Origin of the sequence: Hyphomonas sp. BRH_c22, assembly GCF_000961795.1 — a bacterium.
Lineage (GTDB): Bacteria > Pseudomonadota > Alphaproteobacteria > Caulobacterales > Hyphomonadaceae > Hyphomonas.
Genome location: NZ_LADU01000088.1, coordinates 1 through 22,466, shown reverse-complemented (window position 1 = coordinate 22,466; position 22,466 = coordinate 1). Strand labels below are relative to the sequence as shown.

General features: G+C 64.1%; 25 protein-coding genes. 16 read left to right on the top strand and 9 right to left on the bottom strand.

Going from position 1 to position 22,466, the window contains the following annotated elements; all coding sequences use genetic code 11:
- A partial coding sequence (locus VR74_RS11715) for a hypothetical protein (protein WP_299950310.1) occupies positions 1-853 on the top strand: 853 nt, incomplete at its 5' end.
- Here the strand turns inward: VR74_RS11715 and gcvA are convergent.
- A complete protein-coding gene (gene gcvA / locus VR74_RS11710; RefSeq protein WP_045697001.1) occupies positions 850-1,782 on the bottom strand; it encodes a transcriptional regulator GcvA in 933 nt (310 codons plus the stop codon). The genes VR74_RS11715 and gcvA overlap by 4 nt on opposite strands.
- Positions 1,783-1,891: 109 nt before the next feature.
- On the opposite strand from gcvA, the gene cysG reads away from it, so the two are divergent.
- The 6 genes from cysG to VR74_RS11680 are packed head-to-tail and all read left to right on the top strand — an operon-like array spanning position 1,892 to position 7,070.
- Positions 1,892-3,283, top strand: coding sequence for a siroheme synthase CysG (cysG, locus tag VR74_RS11705; RefSeq protein ID WP_045696999.1), 1,392 nt, complete (start codon positions 1,892-1,894; stop codon positions 3,281-3,283).
- On the top strand, positions 3,280-3,585 hold the full coding sequence (locus tag VR74_RS11700; RefSeq protein WP_045696998.1) for a DUF2849 domain-containing protein: 306 nt from the start codon (positions 3,280-3,282) through the stop codon (positions 3,583-3,585). The genes cysG and VR74_RS11700 overlap by 4 nt, the downstream gene beginning before the upstream one ends.
- Entirely contained in the window at positions 3,582-4,193 is a 612-nt protein-coding gene (locus VR74_RS11695) for a glutathione S-transferase family protein (protein ID WP_045696996.1), read from the top strand. The genes VR74_RS11700 and VR74_RS11695 overlap by 4 nt, the downstream gene beginning before the upstream one ends.
- Positions 4,186-5,844, top strand: coding sequence for a nitrite/sulfite reductase (locus VR74_RS11690; protein WP_045696994.1), 1,659 nt, complete (start codon positions 4,186-4,188; stop codon positions 5,842-5,844). Before VR74_RS11695 ends, VR74_RS11690 begins: the two co-directional genes overlap by 8 nt.
- Positions 5,831-6,319 carry a DUF934 domain-containing protein gene (locus VR74_RS11685; protein ID WP_045696992.1) on the top strand — a complete coding sequence of 163 codons (489 nt, stop codon included), beginning with the start codon at positions 5,831-5,833 and terminating at the stop codon, positions 6,317-6,319. Before VR74_RS11690 ends, VR74_RS11685 begins: the two co-directional genes overlap by 14 nt.
- A gap of 7 nt (positions 6,320-6,326) precedes the next feature.
- Positions 6,327-7,070 (top strand): phosphoadenylyl-sulfate reductase, encoded by a 744-nt coding sequence (locus VR74_RS11680; protein WP_045696990.1) that lies wholly within the window; start codon positions 6,327-6,329, stop codon positions 7,068-7,070.
- Positions 7,071-7,141: 71 nt separating this feature from the next.
- Here VR74_RS11680 and VR74_RS11675 read toward each other — a convergent pair whose 3' ends face one another.
- The 6 genes from VR74_RS11675 to VR74_RS11650 all read right to left on the bottom strand — a co-directional run bounded on the left by VR74_RS11675 (position 7,142) and on the right by VR74_RS11650 (position 11,849).
- A complete protein-coding gene (locus VR74_RS11675; RefSeq protein ID WP_045696988.1) occupies positions 7,142-8,011 on the bottom strand; it encodes an RNA methyltransferase in 870 nt (289 codons plus the stop codon).
- A gap of 31 nt (positions 8,012-8,042) precedes the next feature.
- Positions 8,043-8,375, bottom strand: a complete 333-nt coding sequence (locus VR74_RS11670) for an RcnB family protein (protein WP_299950308.1) — start codon at positions 8,373-8,375, stop codon at positions 8,043-8,045.
- Between the two features lie 54 nt (positions 8,376-8,429).
- Positions 8,430-9,344 carry an RNA polymerase sigma factor RpoH gene (gene rpoH, locus VR74_RS11665; RefSeq protein ID WP_045696986.1) on the bottom strand — a complete coding sequence of 305 codons (915 nt, stop codon included), beginning with the start codon at positions 9,342-9,344 and terminating at the stop codon, positions 8,430-8,432.
- 215 nt (positions 9,345-9,559) lie between these two features.
- Positions 9,560-10,687: a cell division protein ZapE gene (gene zapE, locus VR74_RS11660; RefSeq protein WP_045696984.1), complete on the bottom strand. Its 1,128-nt coding sequence runs from the start codon at positions 10,685-10,687 to the stop codon at positions 9,560-9,562.
- A 7-nt stretch (positions 10,688-10,694) separates the two neighbouring features.
- Complete coding sequence (locus VR74_RS11655; RefSeq protein WP_045696982.1) at positions 10,695-11,309, bottom strand: rhomboid family intramembrane serine protease; 615 nt, start codon at positions 11,307-11,309, stop codon at positions 10,695-10,697.
- Between the two features lie 108 nt (positions 11,310-11,417).
- Positions 11,418-11,849, bottom strand: a complete 432-nt coding sequence (locus VR74_RS11650) for a response regulator transcription factor (RefSeq protein ID WP_045696980.1) — start codon at positions 11,847-11,849, stop codon at positions 11,418-11,420.
- Between the two features lie 253 nt (positions 11,850-12,102).
- On the opposite strand from VR74_RS11650, the gene VR74_RS11645 reads away from it, so the two are divergent.
- Positions 12,103-13,014, top strand: coding sequence for a 1-acyl-sn-glycerol-3-phosphate acyltransferase (locus VR74_RS11645; protein WP_299950306.1), 912 nt, complete (start codon positions 12,103-12,105; stop codon positions 13,012-13,014).
- Positions 13,015-13,050: 36 nt separating this feature from the next.
- Positions 13,051-14,310, top strand: a complete 1,260-nt coding sequence (locus VR74_RS11640) for an APC family permease (RefSeq protein ID WP_045696978.1) — start codon at positions 13,051-13,053, stop codon at positions 14,308-14,310.
- Between the two features lie 41 nt (positions 14,311-14,351).
- On the opposite strand, the gene VR74_RS11635 is transcribed toward VR74_RS11640, so the two are convergent.
- Positions 14,352-14,990 (bottom strand): TetR/AcrR family transcriptional regulator, encoded by a 639-nt coding sequence (locus VR74_RS11635; RefSeq protein ID WP_299950304.1) that lies wholly within the window; start codon positions 14,988-14,990, stop codon positions 14,352-14,354.
- A gap of 253 nt (positions 14,991-15,243) precedes the next feature.
- On the opposite strand from VR74_RS11635, the gene VR74_RS11630 reads away from it, so the two are divergent.
- The 4 genes from VR74_RS11630 to VR74_RS11615 all read left to right on the top strand — a co-directional run bounded on the left by VR74_RS11630 (position 15,244) and on the right by VR74_RS11615 (position 19,368).
- Positions 15,244-16,101: a sterol desaturase family protein gene (locus VR74_RS11630; RefSeq protein WP_299950303.1), complete on the top strand. Its 858-nt coding sequence runs from the start codon at positions 15,244-15,246 to the stop codon at positions 16,099-16,101.
- 115 nt (positions 16,102-16,216) lie between these two features.
- Positions 16,217-16,708 carry an N-acetyltransferase gene (locus VR74_RS11625; protein ID WP_045696976.1) on the top strand — a complete coding sequence of 164 codons (492 nt, stop codon included), beginning with the start codon at positions 16,217-16,219 and terminating at the stop codon, positions 16,706-16,708.
- A gap of 88 nt (positions 16,709-16,796) precedes the next feature.
- Entirely contained in the window at positions 16,797-17,207 is a 411-nt protein-coding gene (locus VR74_RS11620; protein WP_299950301.1) for a DUF2946 family protein, read from the top strand.
- A 67-nt stretch (positions 17,208-17,274) separates the two neighbouring features.
- Positions 17,275-19,368, top strand: a complete 2,094-nt coding sequence (locus VR74_RS11615; protein WP_045696972.1) for a TonB-dependent receptor — start codon at positions 17,275-17,277, stop codon at positions 19,366-19,368.
- Positions 19,369-19,406: 38 nt separating this feature from the next.
- Here the strand turns inward: VR74_RS11615 and VR74_RS11610 are convergent, their stop codons facing one another.
- A complete protein-coding gene (locus VR74_RS11610; protein ID WP_045696970.1) occupies positions 19,407-19,922 on the bottom strand; it encodes a hypothetical protein in 516 nt (171 codons plus the stop codon).
- Positions 19,923-20,102: 180 nt separating this feature from the next.
- On the opposite strand from VR74_RS11610, the gene VR74_RS11605 reads away from it, so the two are divergent.
- The 3 genes from VR74_RS11605 (at position 20,103) to VR74_RS11595 (ending at position 22,272) form a co-directional block, all read left to right on the top strand.
- Complete coding sequence (locus tag VR74_RS11605) at positions 20,103-21,032, top strand: LysR family transcriptional regulator (protein WP_045696968.1); 930 nt, start codon at positions 20,103-20,105, stop codon at positions 21,030-21,032.
- Between the two features lie 283 nt (positions 21,033-21,315).
- Positions 21,316-21,843 (top strand): VOC family protein, encoded by a 528-nt coding sequence (locus VR74_RS11600; protein ID WP_045696967.1) that lies wholly within the window; start codon positions 21,316-21,318, stop codon positions 21,841-21,843.
- Positions 21,844-21,855: 12 nt separating this feature from the next.
- Positions 21,856-22,272, top strand: a complete 417-nt coding sequence (locus VR74_RS11595; RefSeq protein ID WP_299950298.1) for a hypothetical protein — start codon at positions 21,856-21,858, stop codon at positions 22,270-22,272.
- Positions 22,273-22,466: the final 194 nt, after the last annotated feature.

Sequence of the window (22,466 nt, the reverse complement as noted above, 5' to 3'; positions counted from 1 at the left end):
GCCCCCCGTGGCCGCCCCGTCCGCGCCCTCGGCTCCCTATGCGAATGGCCACGCCAATGGCGCGGCCAACGGGCATGCCAATGGCCATGGATCGCCCGCCTCTGACCTCTCGGGCACCACGGGCACACCCACGACCCGCCCAGCGCCCGCCCGCACGCCGCCGCGTCCAAGCATGGAAGATGAACTCTTCGACGCCGCTGCGGACCTCCTGGCCTCCGCCAGCCTCGGCACGGACTCAGAGGGCGACACAAAGCAAGACACCCCCCTCGAACTCGGCCGCGAGATTGATCCGAGGGATCCGAACCCGCTGACGCTGCGCCGCCGCTTTGACGATGCGTCCGGCAAGCCGGCGATACCGGCCCGCCGCGCAACAGATAATCCGCCTGCGCAATCGAACGCCAGCGCGCTCGTGCCTTCGCCCGGCCGCGCGCTCTCGTCCAGCAATGACATGGGCTGGCGCGACATCATTTCCGACATGAGCCGCGATGAATCAGGCGGCAAGCCCGACCGCGAAGACATTGCCGACGAGCTGATCCAGCGCCTCCAGACATCCGGCATCCTGCTGCCCGAAGCGTTCCGTCCGAAAGCCAAGCGCAAGATCGCTGAAGCCGCCCGCCAGGGCGAACGCCAGCGCCGCGCCGCGATCATGGACAATGCCGGGCGCCAGGTTGAGCGCGTGTCCCAGCGCCTGCGCACGGACCGCGACCTGCAGCAGCTCGCCCGCGAATTCATTTCACTCGAGGCCGAAGACGCGCTCAACGCGCTCGAGCAGACACAGAAGACCAGCCGCAATGCCAGCCCGCGCCTTGCCGCCTATCTCCTGCTGGATGCCGCCGCCGGGGTCAGCAACTAGACCCCGACGATTTCGCCCTTGCTGGCTTCGGCCTTCACCCATTTCATGAAGTCCCGCACGTCCGGCGACAGGTGGCGGCCCTTGGGCCAGACCAGCCAGTAGCCGAAATCGATCAGCGTCGACCCGTCGGCAAACGGGGCGACCAGCCGGCCCGAGGCAAGGTCCGCCGCCGCAATGGCCTGCTTGGCCAGCGCCACACCGCGCCCGGCTGCTGCGGACTCGATCACCAGGATGGCCTGATTGAACCGTGGCCCGCGTGCACCGTCGACGCCTTCGACGCCCCGCGCCCGCAGCCAGCTTGTCCAGTCAGGGCACGAGGGATCATTCTCGCCGCTCTCATCGTGCAGCAGCGTGTGGTGGCGCAGGTCTTCCGGCCTGCGGATGGCATCCGGCCCGTCGAGCAGGGCAGGGGAGCAGACCGGCAGGACCGTCTCGTCCAGCAGTTTCTCCGATTTCAGGCCCTCATAGCTGCCCCGGCCATAGCGGATGGCAAAATCGGCATCGGCCATGGTGAAATCGGTCAGGCCCATGTCCGCCGAAATCCAGGCCTCGACGCCTTCATGCGTGCGATGGAACCCGTCCAGCTTGGGGGCCAGCCATTTGGCGGCAAAACTGGGCGCGCACGAGACCATGACCCGCCCCTTGCGGGCCGGAGCCTCCATGATACGCCCGGCCTCGGCAATCCGCTCGAAGGCTTCGCGCACCAGCGGCAGGCTGGCCTGTGCCGCATCCGTCAGCAAGACCGAGCGGCCCGTCCGCTTGAACAGCGGCGTGCCGGCATAATCTTCCAGTTGCCTTATCTGTTGCGAAATCGCCCCCGGCGTCACATTGAGTTCATCGGCTGCCTGTGTGAAAGACAGGCGTCGTGCGGCCGCTTCAAAGGCGCGCAGGGCATTCAGGGGCGGCAGGCGGTCGTTCGGATCTGACATGAAATAGTATCTCTAAAGGCTCGCTGTAGGGGTTCACGGTTGCGCCTGAGCCGTCAATAGCCAATTTGACCTTTGATCGATCAGCAATACTAAACAAGAGTGGCCCCGCATGCGGCAGTTTCCGGCCTTTTTCAACATGGATGATGCGTCCGTTGTCGTATTTGGCGGGGGCGAAGAGGCTCGTCGCAAGGTGCGGTTGCTCGCCGCAACGCCTGCCCGCATTACGGTCATCGTCAGCGAGATTGAACCCGGCTTCGCTGAGGAGTTTGCCGGCCGCATCACGATTGCGCCGCCCGAACAGGCTGGTCCCGCGCTGGATGTGGCCCGGTTTGCAATTGTCGCAAACCGGTTCGACCGCAACGCGGAGAAGGCCATCACGATGGCGCGCCAGTATGGCGTGCCGCTGAATGTCGTCGATCATCCGGATCTTTGCGATTTTACCGTCCCGTCGATCATTGATCGCGGCGATGTGGTGGCGGCCATCGGTACAAATGGCACCGCCCCTGTGCTGGCCAAATCCATCCGCGAAAGGCTTGAAGCCCTGCTGCCGAAGCGCATCGGCGACCTCGCCGCACTGGCCTCTCGCCTGCGCCCCGATGTCAAGGCCGCCATCCCCGACGGCAAGGCGCGCCGCCGGTTCTGGGAAAGCGCGCTCACCGGTCCTATCGCCGATCTCGCCTATGCAGGCGATCTTGACGGCGCCGAAGCCGCCATGCGGGCCGGCCTGCACGGCAGCGCGCCTGCCGGCGGCATCGTCCACATTGTCGGTGCCGGCCCCGGCGATCCCGAGCTTCTGACCCTGAAAGCCCTTCGCCTGATCCAGGAGGCCGACATTGTCTATTTTGACCGCCTCGTCAGCGCCGAAATCCTGACCCTGATCCGCCGCGACGCAGACCGCGTGCCGGTCGGCAAGTCGAAGGGCGATCATTCCGTCCCGCAGGAAACCATCCATGAATGGCTCATCGCCTCGGCACGCGAGGGCAAGCGCGTCGTCCGCCTGAAGGGCGGGGATCCGTTCATCTTCGGACGCGGCGGTGAAGAACTCGAAGCCGTGCGCGGCGCCGGTGTGGCCGCCACGGTCGTGCCCGGCATATCCTCGGCGCTTGGCTGCGCCGCCAATGCCGGCCTGCCGCTGACCCATCGCGACCATGCGCAAAGCCTCACCTTCGTCACCGGCCATGCCAAGGAAGGCGGCGTGCCGGATCTCGACTGGGCCGCCCTTGCCCGCCCGGCGCAAACAGTCGTTGTGTTCATGGGCGTCGGCACGGCGGCGGCGATTGCCGAGAAAATCATTGCAGCAGGCCGGGCGCCCTCTACGCCTGTAGCCGTCATCGAAAACGGCACCCGCGACAATGAAATCCGGGTCTTCGGCACCCTGTCGGAACTCGCCTCCCTCATCCAGCGCGCCGGCATCAAGGGGCCGGCCCTGCTCATCATCGGCGAAGTGGCCGCCCTGCCCGAAGAGGCGATCGCCCGCGCTTTCAAGGAACATGTCGCATGAGTTCGGTCCGCCCCAAGCTGAAACCCGAAACACCAAAATCCGTCACCGCCTGGGAGACTGCCTCCGGGCGCACCGTCTGGATGGACGCAGACGGCAACTGGACCAAGGATGCCGCGCGCATCGGCGCCTTTACCGGCGATGAGGCCGAGGCCCATCTGGCCCGCGCCCTGCAGCAGGAAGGCCGTGTCACCGACCCGTATTTCATGGAGGTAACCGAAACCGGCGCCGTTGCGGGCCGCGAAACCCTGCGCGAGACGATCCGCGTGAACGGGCCGACCGTAGCCTATGGAGAGGACGCATGATCCGCATTTTCGGCGACTCCATTTCGGGCAATTGCCAGAAGGTCAAATGGGTGGCCACGCGCCTCTCCATTCCGCACGAATGGATTGAAATCGACATCCTGAAGGGTGAGACGCGCACGGATGAATTCCTGGCGATCAACCCGTTCGGGCAGGTGCCGGTCATCCAGTTCGATCATGGCCGCACGCTGGCCCAGTCCAATGCGATCATCCTGCACCTCGCCGAAGGCTCTGATCTGGTCCCGGATGATGCCTTCGAGCGTGCCAAGATGCTGGAATGGATGTTCTGGGAGCAATACTCGCATGAGCCGGTGATCGCCGTGCGCCGGTTCCAGAAACTCTACCTCGGCATGTCCGACGACGAGATCGACCCGGACCTGCTCGCAAAGGGCCGCCGCGCCCTCGGCCGGATGGAGATGGCGCTCATCTCCAGCGACTGGATCGCGGGCGGCGAGGCGATCACGCTCGCCGACCTGTCGCTGCTGGCCTATACGCGGCTCGCGCACGAAGGCGGGTTCAACATTGACGCATTCCCGGCCGTGCATGCCTGGGTTGCCCGCTGCGAGCTCGAACTCGGCCTGCCACACCTTCACGAGGTTACTCATGTATAGATATGACGAATTCGACGAACAGATCGTCCGTGAACGGGTCGCCCAGTTTGGCGGGCAGGTTGCGCGTCGCCTGTCCGGCGAATTGCTGGAAGATGAGTTCAAGCCGCTGCGCCTGCAGAACGGCGTCTACCTGCAAATGCACTCCTACATGCTGCGCATTGCCATTCCCTATGGCCAGCTCAGCCCTCGCCAGATGCGCCAGCTCGCCCGCATCGCGCGTGACTATGACAAGGGATATGGCCACTTCACGACGCGCCAGAACATCCAGTTCCACTGGATCGCGCTGAAGGACGTGCCCGAAGTGCTCGGCCTTCTGGCGGATGTCGAGATGCATGCCATCCAGACCAGCGGCAACTGTATCCGCAACACGACATCGGATCATTTCGCCGGCGCCGCGCGTGACGAGATCAAGGACCCGCGGCCCTGGTGCGAAATCATCCGGCAGTGGAGCACCTTCCATCCGGAATTCGCCTTCCTGCCGCGCAAGTTCAAGATCGCCGTGACGGCCGCCGAAACCGATCGCGCCGCTATCCGCGTGCACGATATCGGCCTGCACATGCGCCAGCGCGGCGATGTGACTGGGTTTGAAGTCCATGTCGGCGGCGGGCTGGGGCGCACGCCCGTGATTGCCTCGCTTGTCAATGAATTCGTGCCCGAAGACCGCCTGCTCGACTATCTGGAGGCCATCATGCGCGTCTACAACCTGCACGGTCGGCGCGACAACAAGTACAAGGCGCGCATCAAGATCCTCGTCACCGAGCTGGGCGAAGAGGAATTCACCCGCCAGGTCGAGGCCGAGTTCGCTGCGCAGAAGCCGCACGAGAAGATCGACCTGCCGCGCGCAGAGATCGAACGGATCCACGCCTATTTCGCCCGGCCTGACTTTCCGGCCAGGCCTGAAATCTCCGAGGCGTTCGAAGCGGCCAAGAACAATGATGCCGGCTTTGCCCGCTGGGCGAAGAACAATCTCCATCCGCATGTCGCACCCGGATACACGTCCGTCACGATCAGCCTGAAACCGGTCGGCGGAACCACCGGGGACGCAACGGCGGCCCAGATGGAAACCGTGGCCGAGCTTGCCGAGACCTATGGCTTCGGCGACGTCCGCGTGACCCATACCCAGAACCTGATCCTGCCGCATGTGGCGCTCGACGACCTGCCGGCACTCCATGCCGCACTGGTCAAGGCCGGCATTGCCACGCCGAACGAGGGCCTGATCACCGACATGGTCGTCTGCCCCGGCCTCGATTTCTGTACGCTGGCCAATGCGCGGTCGATTCCCGTCGGACAGGCCGTGCAGCAGGTCTTTGCCGACCCCGACTATCAGGAAGACATCGGCCGCCTGCACCTCAATATTTCCGGCTGTATCAATGCCTGCGGCCACCACCATGTTGGCCATATCGGCATTCTCGGCGTCGACAAGAAGGGCGAGGAATTCTACCAGATCAGCTTTGGCGGCCGCGCCGACGAGAAAGCCGCCATTGGCGACATTACCGGCCCGGGCCTGAGATCCGAGGAAGTTCCCGGCGCCCTCAAGCGCGTGATCGACACCTATCGCAGCCTGCGCACCAGCAAGGACGAGCTGTTCATCGACACGCTGAACCGCCTTGGCCACGACCCGTTCAAGGAGGCGCTCTATGCCACTGATTAAGCACGGCGCCGAATCCGACGATCCCTGGGATTATGTCGAGGATGAAACCGACCTGTCCGATGGCGGATATTTCACCGTCCGGCTGAGCCGCTTCCTGGCCGAGGCGCCGACGCTTTCCGACCGCAATACACGGGTCGGGGTGCGCCTCGCATCTGATGACAATGTCGAGGAACTGGTGCCGTACCTGCAGCAAATACAGCTGATCGAGATCGATTTCCCGAAATACACCGATGGCCGCGGCTATTCCCAGGCCCAGCTCCTGCGCCGGCGTTACGGTTATGAAGGCGAGCTGCGGGCGGTCGGCCACGTCCTGCGGGATCAGATATTCTATATGAACCGTTCAGGCATCGACGCTTACGATACGGCCCGCGCCGACCTACCTTCAGTGCTGGAAGCATTGAAGGAATTTTCCGCAGTCTACCAGCCCGGTGCGGGCGGTCAGGTGCCGGCGTTCCGCAAGAGACACGGAAGTTAAAAACCTGATGCCTTATGGTGACGTCATTGCCCGGAACGCTGAAGCGCCGGACCTCCGCCTCGCACGCCTGAATGGCGAACTGCGCGACGCGTCGGCCCAGACGATCCTGCGTGTCTCGATGATCCGCGAATGGCCAGAGCGCATGACCTATGTGTCGAGCTTCGGCGCTGAAAGCGTCGCCATGCTGGCGCTGATCGCCGACGTTGATCCGTCGCTGCCCATCGTCTTCCTCGATACCGGCATGCACTTCCCGCAGACGCTCGACCACCGCGACGAAGTCATAGAGCGCCTCGGCCTCACCGGCGTGCGCTCGATCCCGCCGAACGAGACAGAGCGCAAGGTGCTCGACCCGAAGAACGATCTCTGGAAAACCGACACGGATGCCTGCTGCGCCCTGCGCAAGGTCCGTCCGCTCGAACCGGCGCTGGAAGGCTTCTCGGCCTGGATCACGGGCCGCAAGCGGTTCCATGGCGGCGCCCGCATGTCGCTGCCCGTCTTCGAATTTGCCAATGGCCGCTACAAGATCAATCCGCTGGCCAACTGGACGCCGGAAGATGTCGACCTGATGATCAGGCAGCGCAACCTGCCGCGTCATCCGCTCGTGTCCCAGGGCTATCCGTCGATCGGCTGCTGGCCGTGCACCAAGCCGGTTGCCGAGGGCGAAGATGTGCGCGCCGGCCGCTGGGCCGGCCAGGACAAGACCGAGTGCGGTCTGCATGTCGACAAGAACGAACGCCCTCGGGTATTCTAGGACAACACTCCGGGAGGGGCGTCACACCACGCATTCCCGTACGCCCTCTCCGGTCTGGAGAGGGCGTTTTCTTATCCGCACCGGGCGGCGAACGCATGCGCCAGGGCAATCGCCCCGGCCGTGGCGACGTTAACGCTGTCAAAGCCCGCCGACATGGGGATGCCCACAGGCACGGCCGCCGCAATCAGGTCATCCGGCAGGCCCGGCCCCTCGGCGCCGAGCAGGATGGCGAGCCTGTCCGGCACGGGCAGGGAGCCGAGCGGCGCGGCACCGGCGCGCGGCGTCATGGCCCACACCGTATAGCCCGCGTCCTGCGATGCCTGCACCATCCCGGCGCCGCTGCCGCCATGTGCAAAGGGCAGCCACAGGCTCGCCCCTGACGAGACACGGATCGCCTTGCGGTAAAGCGGGTCGCAGCACTGCGCGTCGAGCAGCACGGCATCAGCGCCGAACGCGGCCGCATTGCGGAAGCACGCGCCGACATTGTCGTGATTGGAGAGGTCCGAGAGCATGAGGATCGTCGAGGGGAGGCGCTCATCCTGAGCGACGTCGAAGGACGGGTCCCGTGCGGCCCGCGCCCGTCCTTCGACGTCGCTCAGGATGAGCGCTGCATTTGCTCCAGAATCCCCCTTCAGTCCGCAGGCCAGCACACCCCGGTGCATCGGGAAGCCCGCCACTGCGTCCATCACGGCCTGCGGCGCGACATAGACGGGCACACCTTCCGGCACATGCGTCAGGATATCGGCCAGCGGCGCCAGCCGCGTTTCGCACAGGAACAGGCTCTCGACTGCAAAGCGGGATCGCGTGAGCAGCGTTTCCAGCGTCACCTTGCCCTCGACAATGAACCGCCCGCCATGGCCGGCGGTGAGGTCCTTCTCGCGGATCGAGGTATAGGCGGCGAGGCGCGGATCTTCAGCGTGCTGGGTAGCAAAAAGGGGCATGCGCGATGCATGCCCCTTTGCTGTGCCGGGATCAATTCAGAAGATCGATGACGGCCTGGGCCACCAGCCCGGTTGTGATTTCAGTCAGATAGGCGTCGTCGTCTACGCGCACCCAGCGATAACCGGCTGGCGCAGGTCGCAGATCGTAGCGCGCCCAGTCATCGAACTGATACTCACGATACTCATGCGGCAAGTGTTCGCCGCGCTGCCACATCTTTTTGGCGTGGCCGGGAGGCACTTTGCCCTGCTTGGCAAGACCCGGAGGCAGGTCATGGCCCTTGGCATGGCCCGGAGGCTCCGCAAAGGCGGCGCCGCCGATGGCAAAACTACCGGCGATCAGGGCTGTCAGAAACTTGTTACGCATGGCATTCTCCTTTCAGGAGCCTGATCAACCGCCAGGCGACACAAGAGTTCCGCTTCAGTTCACTGCCGCGCCCGGCGAGACCGGCATGCCCTGTTCCTTGGCCATGCGCTTCATCGCCTTTTGCAGCTTTTCGAACGCCCGCACTTCGATCTGCCGGATGCGCTCGCGGCTGACATTGTAGGTCTCCGACAATTCTTCCAGCGTCTTGGGCTCTTCCGACAGGCGCCGCTCGGTCAGGATGTGACGTTCGCGCTCGTTCAGGTCTTCCATCGCGTTCGACAGAAGGTCCATGCGGGCATCATATTCCTGGCGGTCGGCGAATTCCTCGGCCTGGCCCTGCTCGTCATCGGCCAGCCAGTCCTGCCATTCCATGTCGCCATCCGTGCCCATCGGCACGTTCAGCGAGGCATCCGAGCCGGACATGCGCCCGTTCATGGAATAGACTTCGGCTTCCGTAACGTTCAGCTTCTCGGCGATCAGCCGGGCCTGTTCCGGCTTCAGGTCGCCTTCATCCAGCGCCTTCATCTCGCCCTTCAGGCGGCGCAGGTTGAAGAACAGCTTCTTCTGCGCGGCCGTCGTGCCGAGCTTCACCAGGCTCCACGAGCGCAGGATGTATTCCTGGATCGCGGCGCGGATCCACCACATCGCATAGGTGGCGAGGCGGAAGCCCTTTTCGGGGTCGAATTTCTTGACCGCCTGCATCAGGCCGACATTGCCCTCGGAAATCACTTCAGCCATGGGCAGGCCATAGCCGCGATAGCCCATCGCGATCTTCGCCACGAGGCGCAGGTGCGATGTCACCATCTTTTCAGCGGCTTCGGTGTCATCATTCTCCAGCCATTTGCGGGCGAGCATGAATTCTTCGTTTTTCTCGAGCATCGGGAACTTGCGGATCTCGCTGAGATACCGGCTGAGACCCTGTTCCGGGCTGAGAGCGACCGAACTGCGGGCAGAAACTGGGTTAGCCATGATAATATCCTCCAATTGAAACCAATCCCGCCAGAGCGGCGATGGTTCCCGTTTCAGGTGATCCGAGGGTGGTCTTAGCCCTGCATTGCAGCAGCGTATTCCCCGGAAATGCGCATGTATGTCATCGCGCTGCAGCATAAATAGGAAATATGGCCGGGTTAGGGAAGGGCAAAGACAAGTTTTGTGAGCGATTATTCACGCGATTCCGGGGGGGCTCAGCCGTCCGTTACTGCCCTGTGTTCCTCGGCGAAATATTCGGTGGAGCGCATCTCGTGCAGGCGGCTGGCGGTGCGTTGGAATTCGAAGCTGCCATCGCCGGACGGGTAGAGCGCATCGGGCTCTGCCGCCGCGCTTGCCACCAGTTTCACCTTGGCTTCGTACAATTCATCGATCAGCGTCACGAAGCGGGCCGCCTCATTGCGCTTCTCGGGCGACAGCAGGGGGATGTCGGCCAGGATCACGGTGTGGAAATTGGCCCCGATCGTGTGATAGTCGCGGGCGCCGAGCGGCCGCGCGCACAGTTCGTCGAAGGTGAACCGTGCCACGCCCGCGGCCTCGCGACTGACCTCCAGCTTGCGGCCCTTCACGGTCAGCGTGCAGTGCTGCGGCTGCGCGCCGAGGGTCAGCCGGTCCCAGGCCCTGTCGAGCGCGGCATCGGAGGCAGCATCCAGCGGCGCATACCAGACCGGCGCCTCGCTCAGCCGGTCCAGCCGGTAGTCCCGGTCGGATCTCAGCTCGAAAATTTCGCACCGCGATTTGAGGAGGCCGACAAAAGGCAGGAAGAGCGGCCGGTTGATGCCGTCGGCATAGAGGTCATCGGGGTGCCGGTTGGATGTCGCCACGACCGTGACGCCGGCGCCGAACAGCGCATCGAACAGGCGGGAAAGGATCATCGCGTCGGCAATCTGCGTCACCTGGAATTCATCGAAGCAGAGTAGGTTCGCGCCAGAGGCGATCCGTTTCGCGGCTGGCGCGATCGGGTCGTCGCCCGCTCCCCTGACATGCCATTCAGACCGCTTGCGCGCCCGTTCGTCCATGCTGCGCCACTCGCCCAGCATGTCATGCACGCCGCCCATGAATTCGTGGAAGTGCACGCGCCGTTTCAATGTGACGGGGGCTGCCTCGAAGAACAGGTCCATCAGCATGGACTTGCCGCGCCCGACGCCGCCCCAGAGATAGAGGCCGGTGACCGGCGCAGGCTTTGAAAACCATCCCCGCTTGCGCTTGCCGGCCAGCGCCGTGGCCAGCGCGTCGAGCCGGGCGGCCGCTTCGGCCTGTGCCGGGTCTGCGTCGAGAAGGCCCTCGGCTATCCGGGCTTCGTAGCGGGCCAGAACGGAAGGCATTGCGCGCTCAGCCAATGCGGTTTGCCACCTGTTCGAGCATCTGCCGCCAGGCGGCGGGGCGCAGCAGCATGGCGATGACCAGTCCGGTCAGGGCGCCCCCAAGGTGGGCCCCGTGCGCCACCATGGTCTGGTCTCGCTGCGACAGGATAAAGCTGCCGACGATGAACCCGATACCGAACACGATGGCCCACATCGGAATGGCAAAGAACAGGTAGAGTGTCGTGAACGGGAAGAAGAGGCAGAAGCCGGTGATGACGCCGGATGTCGCGCCTGACGCACCAACCGCCCGGTAGCCTGGCTGGTTGTGCTTGTCGGCATATTCCCAGAGATTGCCGCCGAGCAGCGAGGCGCCATACAGGATGAGGAACCCGCCGGACCCGACATATTGCTCAAGGATCTGCCCGAACATGAAGAGCACGTACATGTTGATGAAAAGGTGCAGGCCATTGACGTGCAGGAAGGCGGACGTGACGAACCTGTGCCATTCCTCACCCTGCCGGATCGGTGCGATCCAGAAACAGTACCGGTCGAAAAAATCGGGATTGCTGAACGCATACACGCTCGCAATCACGTTCATGGCGATCAGCACCAGTGTCGCAGGATAGACCAGAAATGCATCCATGGCGTTCCAGTGTTCCCAAATAGATTAAGCCGCCCGGTGGGTTAACACGGGCGGCTTAGCAAGTTCAGGCCAGACTCTGCAAGCAGAAGCACCTGTCCGGCGAATGGCTCAGGCTGCGCGCGCCGGGGCCGCTGCGGCAGGCATCTGCTCCAGCAGGAAATCCTCGAACGTCTCGGGACGCTGGATGAAGCGGTTGAAGGGCAGGTTAGCCTTGAACACGGCCTTCGGAGCAATATTGGCACCGCAGCGCAAGGCTGATTCGACCACCTGGTCACGCGAGTCCATCGAGGAGACAACCGCGATGCGGTACTTGCCCATATTGGCGACACGGGCGATCGTCATGTCGGGATCAAGGCTGTCGGGCAGGCCCAGGTCGAGCACGACCAGGTCGAAGCGCTCAAGGCGAAGGCGTGCTTCGGCGGCCATCAGTGTTGGCGCCATGACGAGATCGACCTGGATGCGCGAGCGGGCAGCCTTGTCGGCGGCAATCGCCAACATGTCTCGCACCGGCTCGTGGTCTTCAACCCAAAGAACTTTCATATACTCTACCCCGAAATGATTCCTGTAACCTGAGCGTCTGTGTTCACCTGCGCCCGTCTGTAGAGGAACTTGCCACGCGGGCCTTACAGCTTGGTAAAGCAGAACTTTCCGAAGTGTTGAAATCTCAACAGATCACACCTTTCGGGAAAGCTTTTTCGCGGGCCCGGACATGCCGCATCCGCTTTCCCGTAAGGGGACTTCATGTATTGTGGCGACCGGCAAACCTGCCGCGAAGAAAAAACACAAAAACAGCATGACCGACGAAATCGCCTCTCCTCAAGCTGCCTCCCGCGCGGTTTCGGCCTTCCTCCAGGATGCGGCAGCCAACGACCGGCACATTGTCGACGTGCTGATCGAGGAACGCTGTCCGAAGCTCCGGTCAAGCTGGAGCTGGCCGCTGGTGCGGCCCGTGCTCTACCAGATGCTCGGCTATGGCAAGGCGCGCCGCATGGCCGACGAGATCGTACGGCTGAATGGCCGGGAATCCTTTGACCGCCTGTCCGGCGAGCTTGCCTTCGATCTCTCGGTCGATGCGATCGAGCGCATGCCGGCCACGGGACGCCTGATCGTTGCGGCCAACCACCCGACGGGACTCGCAGATGGCATCGCGGTCTGGGACCTGCTCAAGCAGGTGCGCGACGATATTGTCTTCTTCGCCAACGCCGATGCCGTCCGCGTCAATCCAAGGTTCGAAGATGTCATCATCCCGGTCGAATGGGTGGCGGCCAAGCGCACGCCGGCCAAGACGCGCGAGACGCTGAAGCGCGCCGCCGAAGCTTTCGCGGAAGAGAAGTGCGTCGTCATCTTCCCGTCCGGACGTCTTGCGCGGCGGGTCGATGGCGTACTCGAGGAGAAGGAATGGTTCTCCACGGTTGTCGGCCTTGCCCGCAAGCAGAAGGCCCCGATCCTTCCACTCAATGTCGATGCCCGCAACTCGGCGCTCTATTACCTGTTCTGCAACCTCAATGACGAGTTGCGCGACATCACGCTGTTCAACGAACTGCTCAACAAGCGGGGCTCGCAGTTCCGCATGACCTTCGGCGAGGTGATCCAGCCCGATGCCCTGCAGGGTGACCCGACCGCCCTCACCGACAGTCTCAAGCGCCACGTCGCCTACAGCCTGCTGGCTGACCGCGACGCTGTCTTCAAGCCCGATCAGGCCTAGGGCGATGGGTTGGTGAAGACCGGCACAGGGCCCCGCATGGATCGCAGCGTGGGTCTGCGCGGCGCAGTCCTGCTCGGACTTGGCTCCATTCTCGGCACGGGCGTCTTTGTCAGTCTCGGTCTCGCAGTTGGCGTGACCGGTGCCTGGGCGCTACCGGCCCTGTGCCTTGCAGCCCTGCTTGCCGGACTGAACGCCCTGTCGAGCGCCCAGCTGGCCGCCAATCATCCTGTCAGCGGCGGCGCCTATGCCTATGGCTATCGCTATCTCAGCCCGGAGCTCGGGTTCGGCGCCGGGCTCGCTTTCCTGCTCGCCAAGTCAGCCAGCGCCGCCGCTGCGGCCATCGGGCTGGCGGGATATGTGCTGGCAGGTCTCGGCATCGCGCCGGGGCTCACCAGTCTTGTCGCCGGCATCACGGTCCTCGCGATGACCGCGCTGGTCGTGCTGGGCCTGCGCCGGGCGAACCCTGTCAACGCCGTGCTGGTCTCGGTCACGCTCGGCGTCCTCACCCTGCTTGCCGTCATGGCCCTTGCTGCGCCGGCCGCGCCGCAGGATCCGTTGCCTGCCGCACCGTTTGCGCCAGCGGGCTTTCTGGAGGCCGCCGCGCTGCTCTTTGTCGCCTTCACCGGTTACGGGCGCATCGCGACACTGGGTGAGGAAGTCCGCGCGCCGCGCCGCACCATTCCCCGCGCCATTATCCTCACGCTGATCATATCCACCTGTCTCTACCTTGCCATCCTGCTCGGTGGCCTCAACGTGCTCGGGCCGACGCAGTTTGCCGGCGCCACGGCCACCACCGCCGCGCCGCTGCAGGCCGTTGCCGAACGTCTCGATGCCCCCTGGCTTGGCCCGCTAGTTGTCGTCGCGGCGGTCACCGCCATGGCGGGTGTCCTTCTGAACCTCATCCTCGGCCTGTCGCGCGTCGTTCTGTCCATGGGAAGGGAAGGGGACTTGCCCGCCCGCCTCGGCCAGCTTGACCGGACCGGCCAGCCGCTGGCCGCCACCCTTTGCGTGGGTGCGGTCGTTGCCCTGATCGCCGCCCTTGGCGGACTGGCGCTGGTATGGAGTTTCAGCGCGTTCACCGTGCTTCTCTATTATGCCGTCACCAATCTCGCTGCCCTGCGCCTCAGCCGGGCCGAACGGCTCTACCCTCCCATCATTCCGGCGCTGGGCCTGCTTGGCTGTCTAGGGCTCGCTGTCTGGCTGCCGCCGGTCGTGATCGGCCTTGGCCTGGCCATATTGGGTCTCAGCTTCGGGCTGCGCCGTGTCCTGAGGACAATCGCGCCTCCGCGGCCATAGGCTTGTGTGCTGTCTTTAAGCCCGGAACGGGGAGAGGGCGCTCAGGCCCCGAGGAAAACCAGCTTCAGCTGCGTGCGGTAGAGCATGATCTGGTGTTCCAGGATTTTCGGATCATCCAGCACACGCGACAGGATGATTCCGCCCTCGACAATCGTGCTCACCATGTCGGCCATGGCCTCCAGGTCGACCTCCACGCGCGGCGGATAGACCTCGGCGATGTCCAGCAGGGCGTCATGGAACCGAGAGCGCCAGGTGAGAACCCCCGTTGCGTTGATGCGGCGGACATCGTCATTGAACTGCTTGTCATGATAGGCAACCGCCGCCACCATGCAGCCGGGATGCGCCGTTTCCATCTCCCCCATCGATTCGGCAAACATCTTCAGCCCAATGAGGAACGCGTGGAGCGGGTCATCGCTGAGTTCGCGTGCGCGGGCAAAGATTCCGTCCAGCACCAGGTCGTCATGCGCGAGATAGCGTACGAGCAGGGCCTTGGCGAGATCGGTCTTGTCCTTGAAGTGATAGAAGAAACCGCTCTTGGTAATCTCGGCGGCCGAGATGATTTCGTCGATCGACGTGTTCGAGAATCCCTTGTCCAGCACGCTGGCCTGGGCAATTTCCAGCAGGCGTTCGCGCGTCTTCTCGCCCTTGCTCATGCCGGCACTCTTCTCGATTCGTGACATTGGGACACTCTCCATCTGCCATGCGCAGGCTGTGGTTTTCACTGTACCGGAAGTATGGTTTTGGACTTGGCCCCGGCAGGTTGTCAAACCGGCCCGCGCCTTTTCCGGCCCCTTTGCCTTGTATTCATTGGTTCCGGCACGGATTACACAAACCTGACCACGCGTTTTCTAGATCGCAGTGCTGCAATCGCGGACATTGGCCCCATCAGGAGGGGCGCCCTCCTGGTTTCGTTTTTACCCTAAGGAGGCCAATATGTTCGGCTTTGTTGATTACTTCATTTTCTCCGTCTTTGGCGGGCTGGTTGCACTGGATATCCTTGCGCCGGCCCGCAAATTCCCCCTCATTCCCCAATGGCGGCTCAAGGGCCTGCTGGCTGCGATCCTCTATTATGTCGTGGCTAGCTATTCGCCCTTCCTGTGGGACGAATGGCTGGGCCAGTACCGGCTGATCGATGCCATGGGCCTGCCGTTTTATGTGGCCGCCCCGCTGGCCCTGCTGGTCTACCAGCTCGGCATCTATGCCTGGCACCGCACGATGCACGCCGTGCCCCTGCTGTGGCGTGTCTTCCATCAGACGCATCATAGCGCAGAGCGCGTCGATATCTGGGGCGCCCTGTATTTCCACCCGCTGGATGTGGTCGGCTTCAGCCTCGTCGGCAGCCTCGCCCTGACCCTGTTGCTGGGTGTCTCGCCGGAAGCGGTCCTGTTCGCCATCCTGGTCAGTTCCTTCTGCGGCATGTTCCAGCATGCCAACCTGAAGACCCCGCAATGGCTCGGCTATGTCATCACGCGGCCGGAAAGCCACGCGGTCCATCATCAGCGCGGCGTCCACCGCTTCAACTATGGCGACATCCCCGTCTGGGACATGATCTTCGGCACGTTCCGCAATCCGAAGACATGGGACGCCGAAGCCGGGTTCTATGACGGTGCATCTGCCCGGACATGGGAAGCGCTGACCTTCAGGAAGATCGACATACCCGCGTCCGGGCCCATGCCGGTCAGGGCCGCCGGGGCCGGCAGCCTCGCCGAACAGGTTATCCTGCTGATCTATGTGTCGAGTCTCAGCATCCCGTTCTTCGGCCTCGGCCTGGCCATTGCCCCGGCGGTGTAGGTCGGATGTCTCCAGGCTCTCTCACTTGCCCCGGCGCCGTCACCCGCGCCGGGGCCTTTTTTGCCCTGAAACCTTCACTTGAACTTGCCTGCGATGCGCCCTAGACGCGCTCGCCATGCTCCAGATCATCCCTGAAACCCCTGCCATCCATGCCGACGCCATCGAGACCCTCTTCGATGCCACGTTCGGCCCCGGCCACTTTGCTAAGACCGCCGAGCGCCTGCGCGAGTATTCGCGCTCGCTGCCGGAGATCAGCCGCGTTGCCGTGCTGGATGGCGAAGTGATCGGCGTCTGCCGCGTCTGGCCGCTGCGTGTCGGGCCTGCGCGCCACAGGGCCCTGTTCTACGGCCCCGTCGCCGTGGCGCCATCCCATCGCGGCGGGCGGCTCGGCCTGACGGTGACAGGCGAGGCGATCGAGGCCGGCACGGCCGCCGGCTGGCCTGCCGCCATCCTGATCGGTGCCCCGGCCTATTTCGGCGAGATCGGCTTTACCGTCACGCCAAAGCACCAGCTGAGTTTTCCCGGTCCGCAGGACCCGGCCCGCGTCATGGTGCGCGACCTTGCCAGCGATGCGAGCGTGCTGTCAGGCCTCGTGACGGCGGCATAGCCGCCGGATAGTATGCCACATGGGCAAGCGGCAGGCTCGCCGCTATCGAACCGGCATGTTGAGAGGCCTTCTTCTTCCGGGTGCGGCCATGCGTTGGGGGATCATCACGGCGATGTGTCTGCTGATGGTCATGCGCGGCCTTGTGCCGTCAGGCTACATGCTCGACCGGTCGCCTGAGGCTGACAGTATCCTGATCCGCATCTGCGGCGGGTTTGGCGAGCGCATGATGTCGCTCGACCCCCATACCGGAAAGATGTCCCGCATTGATGCCGATGCCCCCGGCGCCCCGGCAGGCCCGCAGGATGACGACCGCATGGCGGCCAGCGATACATGCCCGTATGCGTCGACCTCGGTCATTGACCTGCCGCTGTCGCCTGAGGCTTTCCTGGCGGCGGTTTTCGGTCCGCCGCTTCTTGGCGGCCTGCCGGTTATCAACACCGTTGCCACCTGGCGCGCCCATGCGCCGCTCCCGCCAAGGGGCCCGCCCATCCGCGCCTGATTGAGCCTCGCTTCCAAACGCAATCAGACACAGGTCCGGCACGATCCGGGCTGAACGGATACATATCATGAAATCTCATTTGTTTTGCGGCGCAGGGCTGATGGCCCTGTCCGTCCTCTTGCCTGCAGCACACGCGCAGACGTCCGAACCTGCCCTGCAGGATGTCATCGTCGTTACAGGGTCGCGCCAGCAAACTGCAACCGAGCTTGCAGTCACACCCGAAAGCGGGCCGCTGCAGGGCGGCGACATCACCTATCTCTCCGCCCGGACGCCGGGCGGCGCGCGCATTGCGAATGGCGAACTGTCGGGCCAGATGGCCTATCGCGGACTGTTCGGCGAACGGCTCAACCTGCGCGTCGACGGCCAGCGTTTTGCATCCGGCGGACCGAACCTGATGGACCCGGTCTTCCATTATGCACCGGCGCCGCTGGTGGCCGCTCTGGTGATCGACCGCGGCGTCAGCCCGGTTTCAAAGGGCCCGGGCCTTGCCGGTGGTGCAGATGCCGTTTTCAAGCGTATCGACTATGCCTCGGGCGACGCCGCCCGGTTCGGCTATGATCTCACAATCGGCGCGCGCAGCATCAATGACAGCGTCTCGGCAGGCGGTGTCATGGGCGCGGCGAATGACACCTGGCGGTTCAACCTGCTGGGCGCCTATGAAGAGGGCGATGATACCGGTTATGGCGATGGCACGATCGGCGGCACGGGGTTCGAGCGCAGTGTCTACGGCTTGTCCACCGGCGTGAAGACGCAGTTCGGCGAGTTCGGCCTCGACCTGCGGCGGCAGAATACCGGCGCATCCGGCAATCCGCCTTTCCCGATGGATATCCAGTATTTCGATACCGATTTTGCCCGGCTCACCTATGCCGCGCAGATCGGGGGGGCCGCGCTTGAGGCATCGGTCCACTACACGGACGTGGCGCACCTCATGGACAATTTCAGCCTGCGGCCCTCGCCGGGCATGATGGCCGAGCGGGCCTCCCTTGCCGACGCCACGACGCGCGGGGCCGACATCGCGCTCGCCTTCGCGCAGGCGGGGGGTGAACTGAAAATCGGTCTCGACACGGAAGAGTCAGACCATGACATGATGATCACCAATCCGAACAATGCGGGCTTCCTCGTCACGCCATACCCGGACATCACCCTGCGGCGCACGGGGCTGTTTGCCGAATGGACCGGTCCGGTCGGCCCGTTCCAGTCCGAGCTGGGCGTGCGGATCGACCGGAATGACTATGAGGCCGGAGAGGCGTCGGTCGGTCCGGCCCTGCCGGCGGGACCTCACATGCTGGCCGCGGCCTTCAATGCCGCTGCGACGGATGGCGATGACACGACCGGCGACGCTGTGGCCCGGTTCTGGACCCCGGCGGAGAACGGCCTTTCATGGCGCGTGACGCTGGCGCGCAAGCAGAAGATGCCCGGCTATATCCAGCGCTATGGCTGGCTGCCGATCAATGCCAGCGGCGGACTGGCCGATGGCAACATCTATGTCGGTGATCTCACCCTTGATCCGGAAACGGCTTGGCTGGCAGAGGTAGGCGTAGATTATGCGACGTCGCGTGCCTATGTGCGGCCGACGCTGTTTGTGCGCCAGGTCGACGATTACATCCAGGGTGTGGCTTACGACGCGACGCCGGGTGTGGCGGATTCGCCGGTTGAAATGATCGCCGCAATGAGCGGTGATCCGACGCCACTGAGATGGGCGAATGTCGATGCACGTCTTTATGGGTTCGATCTTGACGCCGGTTATGATTTTGCAGGTCCGCTCCGGGCCGACGCCGTGTTCAGCTATGTGCGCGGCGAGCGGCGCGACATTGACGACAATCTCTACCGGATCTCCCCGCCCAACCTGACGGCGGGGGTTACCTGGGAAGAGACAGACTGGTCGGCAACGCTGGAAATGCGCGCGGTTGCCGAACAGTCCGATGTCTCCGTCACCAACAGCGAAGTGGAAACGCCGGGCTATGTCGTTCTCAACCTGTTCGGTACGTGGGACATTGGCACGGGTGTGCGTGTGGCCGCCGGTGTCGAGAACCTGCTCGACCAGGTCTATCGCGATCACCTGTCGGGCTATAATCGCAATGCCGACAGCGATGTCGCCCTGGGCACGCGGGTGCCGGGGGCGGGGCGCGGTGCCTTCGTCCGCCTCTCGCTGACGCATTAGACAATCGGGCGGCCCGGTATGATCGCCGGGCCGCCCGGTCACTCCGCCTCGACGGCCGTGTCCGGTGCGGGTTCAAGGTATTCAATCGGCATGCCGTCAACATAGATGCCCTCATGGACCAGTTCGCCCTGCATGCCGCGTTCGACGCCCGGACCGTTCAGCAGGCCGCCCGAGAACTTGCCGGCCAGAACGGCCCCGCTGTCGGGCAGGATCAGCACGCCATAGCCTTCATAAACACCGTCCACGCTCTCGCCCTGATAGCTCGCCATCAGGGCCGGGCCTTCATAGATGCCCTCCACAATCTCATCCATCGGTGCGAAACTGGGGGCGATGCTGCGGGCATGGGCTTCGGCTTCGCGCGCGGCCAGCACATCCGGGGAAAGGGCCTCGGTCCCGGCTGCGGGCACGGGCACCGCCTCGGCCATGATGCCGGATACGGTTGAAGGCGACGGTGTTTCGACCACAACCGGCGCCTTGCCTCCTTCCGGTGTGCAGCCGATGCACAGCACCGCCAGAAGGATTGCGAGTTGCGGATGACCTGATGAGGCGAACATGCCGGATCCTTTCGCTGATCTTGATGGAGGCCAGCCTGTGGGCGCACCATGTCTTTCCTGTGGCCGGATGCCACGCGAGCCGCGCGGCCCTGGTTCGCCTGCAGCGCGAGCGGCCTATGCCCTGGCCGTTCCGGCGCTTAAGCACTTGGCCATGCCGTATTCCAGACTGAAGATCCTGCCATGACAGACCTGCGCCTGATCCATTATTTCGAGGTCGTCTACCGCCTGCTCAGCTTTTCCAAGGCGGCGGAGGAATTGCACCTGACCCACTCGGCCGTGACGCGCAGCATCAAGGCGCTGGAAGACGCCTGGGGCACCCAGCTTTTCTACCGTACTACACGGTCGGTCGTGCCCACCGAGGCCGGCACCCGTCTCTATCCGATGGCGGTCGAGCTGCTCGCCTTCTCCGAGACGGTACAGCGCGAGACCGTCTCGGGTGACCGCGAACTCAAGCTGATCGGCGGGCCGATCGCGCTCGACATCCTGCTGCCGTCCAGCATCGTCGCGTTTCGCGACGCCGCGCCGGCAATCACCGTGTTTGCCGATGTCATGCCGCCCCACATTGCGATCGAGGAGCTGGTCCAGCGCCGCACCCACATGGTCATTTTCAACATGAACACGCTGGAGGCCATGCCGCATGCCAGCCGCCTGCGCTTCAGGGAAATCCTGGCCGATGATTTCGTCATGGTCTGCCGCCCCGGCCATCCCGTCCTGACCGGCCCGCTCGGCATTGACCGGCTGCTGGAATTCCCCTGGGCCTTTCCCGGCTATCTCCGGTATCTCGATGGCCGCCTGCCTGAAGGCTGGCCCGAGAAAATGCAGGCCGCCGGGGCGCCGCACTACACGCTTTACACGCCCACCGCCTCGATGGAGCTGTCGATCATCTCCGACGTGCTCACCATTGTTCCCCTGACGCTCGCCGCCGCCAATCTCGAATCCGGCCGCCTCGTCAGCCGCTATCTGCCCAACGTCCCGAGATACCGCATCGGCGCCGGCATCCGCCGCGAGACCGAGCGCGAGCCCAATATCGCGACGTTCATCGACAGCCTCACCCGCGCCGCGCGCGCACTCGAAACCCGCAATGCCGAACGGCTCAAGCGCCTGCTCTAGGCCGGAGCTGCGTCATTATTTGTGACTCGCGCGCGCACATATGCCAGTATTACTCAATTGTAATCACCAGTGTGTCCCGGTACTCAACTGGCTGTCTTTAGTGACGCGGGCGTCCCCCACCCAGTTCCGTGTCGCAGTCCATAAGACAGACCGTTGCCAGGTGGTGTTATCCCCGCCGCCTGGCAACACACTCCCAGCATCCCGCCCGCCCCCGCGCGCATTGCCGCCCGGCGCGATGACGCCTACCGTCCGGCAAAGCGATCCAGAGGGGAGAACATCGCCCATGAGCCGCATATTCGGAAAGGTCTGCCAGAACGGCTATGTCGTGCGCGACATCGAAGCCGCCATGGATCACTGGATCAACGTGATGGGCGTCGGACCCTGGTTCTATATCGCGGACGTCAAGACGGACTGGTTCCGCCATCGCGGCGAACCATCAGACGCGCGCATGTCCATCGCCCTCGCCAATTCCGGCGACCTGCAGATCGAGCTGATCCAGCCGCGCAATAATGCCCCTTCGATGTATAAGGAATTCCTCGATGCCGGCCATGAGGGCCTCCAGCACATGTCCTACTGGACCGAGGACTACCAGGCACTCTACGACAAGGCGCTCGGCCTCGGCTATCGCGTTGGCCACGAGGGCTGCATCGGCGGCGAGCAGGGCCGCTTTGCCTATTTCGATACCGAGGCCCATCCCGGCACCGTGATCGAGATCTCCGACATTTCCGGCACCAAGGGCCGCACCTTCGCCCATATCCGCAAGGTCGCGCAGGGCTGGGACGGCACAGATGCCATCCGCGTGATCAAATAGTTGGCGCACGGCATGAAACCCTGGATGCTCCTCGCCTTCGCCCTGGCCCTCATCCTCGCCGCCTGCAATGCTGGCAGGGACGAGACGGTGATCTTCAGCTGCGTAGCAGAGGCCGATGCCACGCCCGGCTCCGCCCGCCGCGTCGACTTCCGTTACGAAGACCGTTTCCTCTTTGTCCGGAATGATGCCGGCGGCGCCGACAATGTCTGCAGCCAGACCGGCACCAGACTCTGCGAGATCAGCCTGACCGGCGACAGCCTGACCCTGCGCCAGGAGATCGACACGCCCTATTGCGGCTGGCGCCAGATGGCCCGCACCACGCTCGACATAGACCGCCGCACCGGCGTCTTCCAGTTCATGCAGGAAGGCTGCGACCCCGGCACGGACCTCCGCCTGACCGGCCTCTGCGAAATGAGCAGGCCGGAGTGACCCCGCCAAAGCCCCCTCTCCCTCGGGAGAAGGGGGCACGCCGCCGCAAAACCTAACGCCCCTCGCGCCGCCAGGCGAGGATCAACAGAACCACCAGCAGGCCCGCTGCCAGCAGGCCCGGCAGGAGGGGCTGGCTGGTGGATGAGCGCACCGCATAGGCGCCGCGCTCGCGCAGGCCCAGCCAGCCTGAGCCG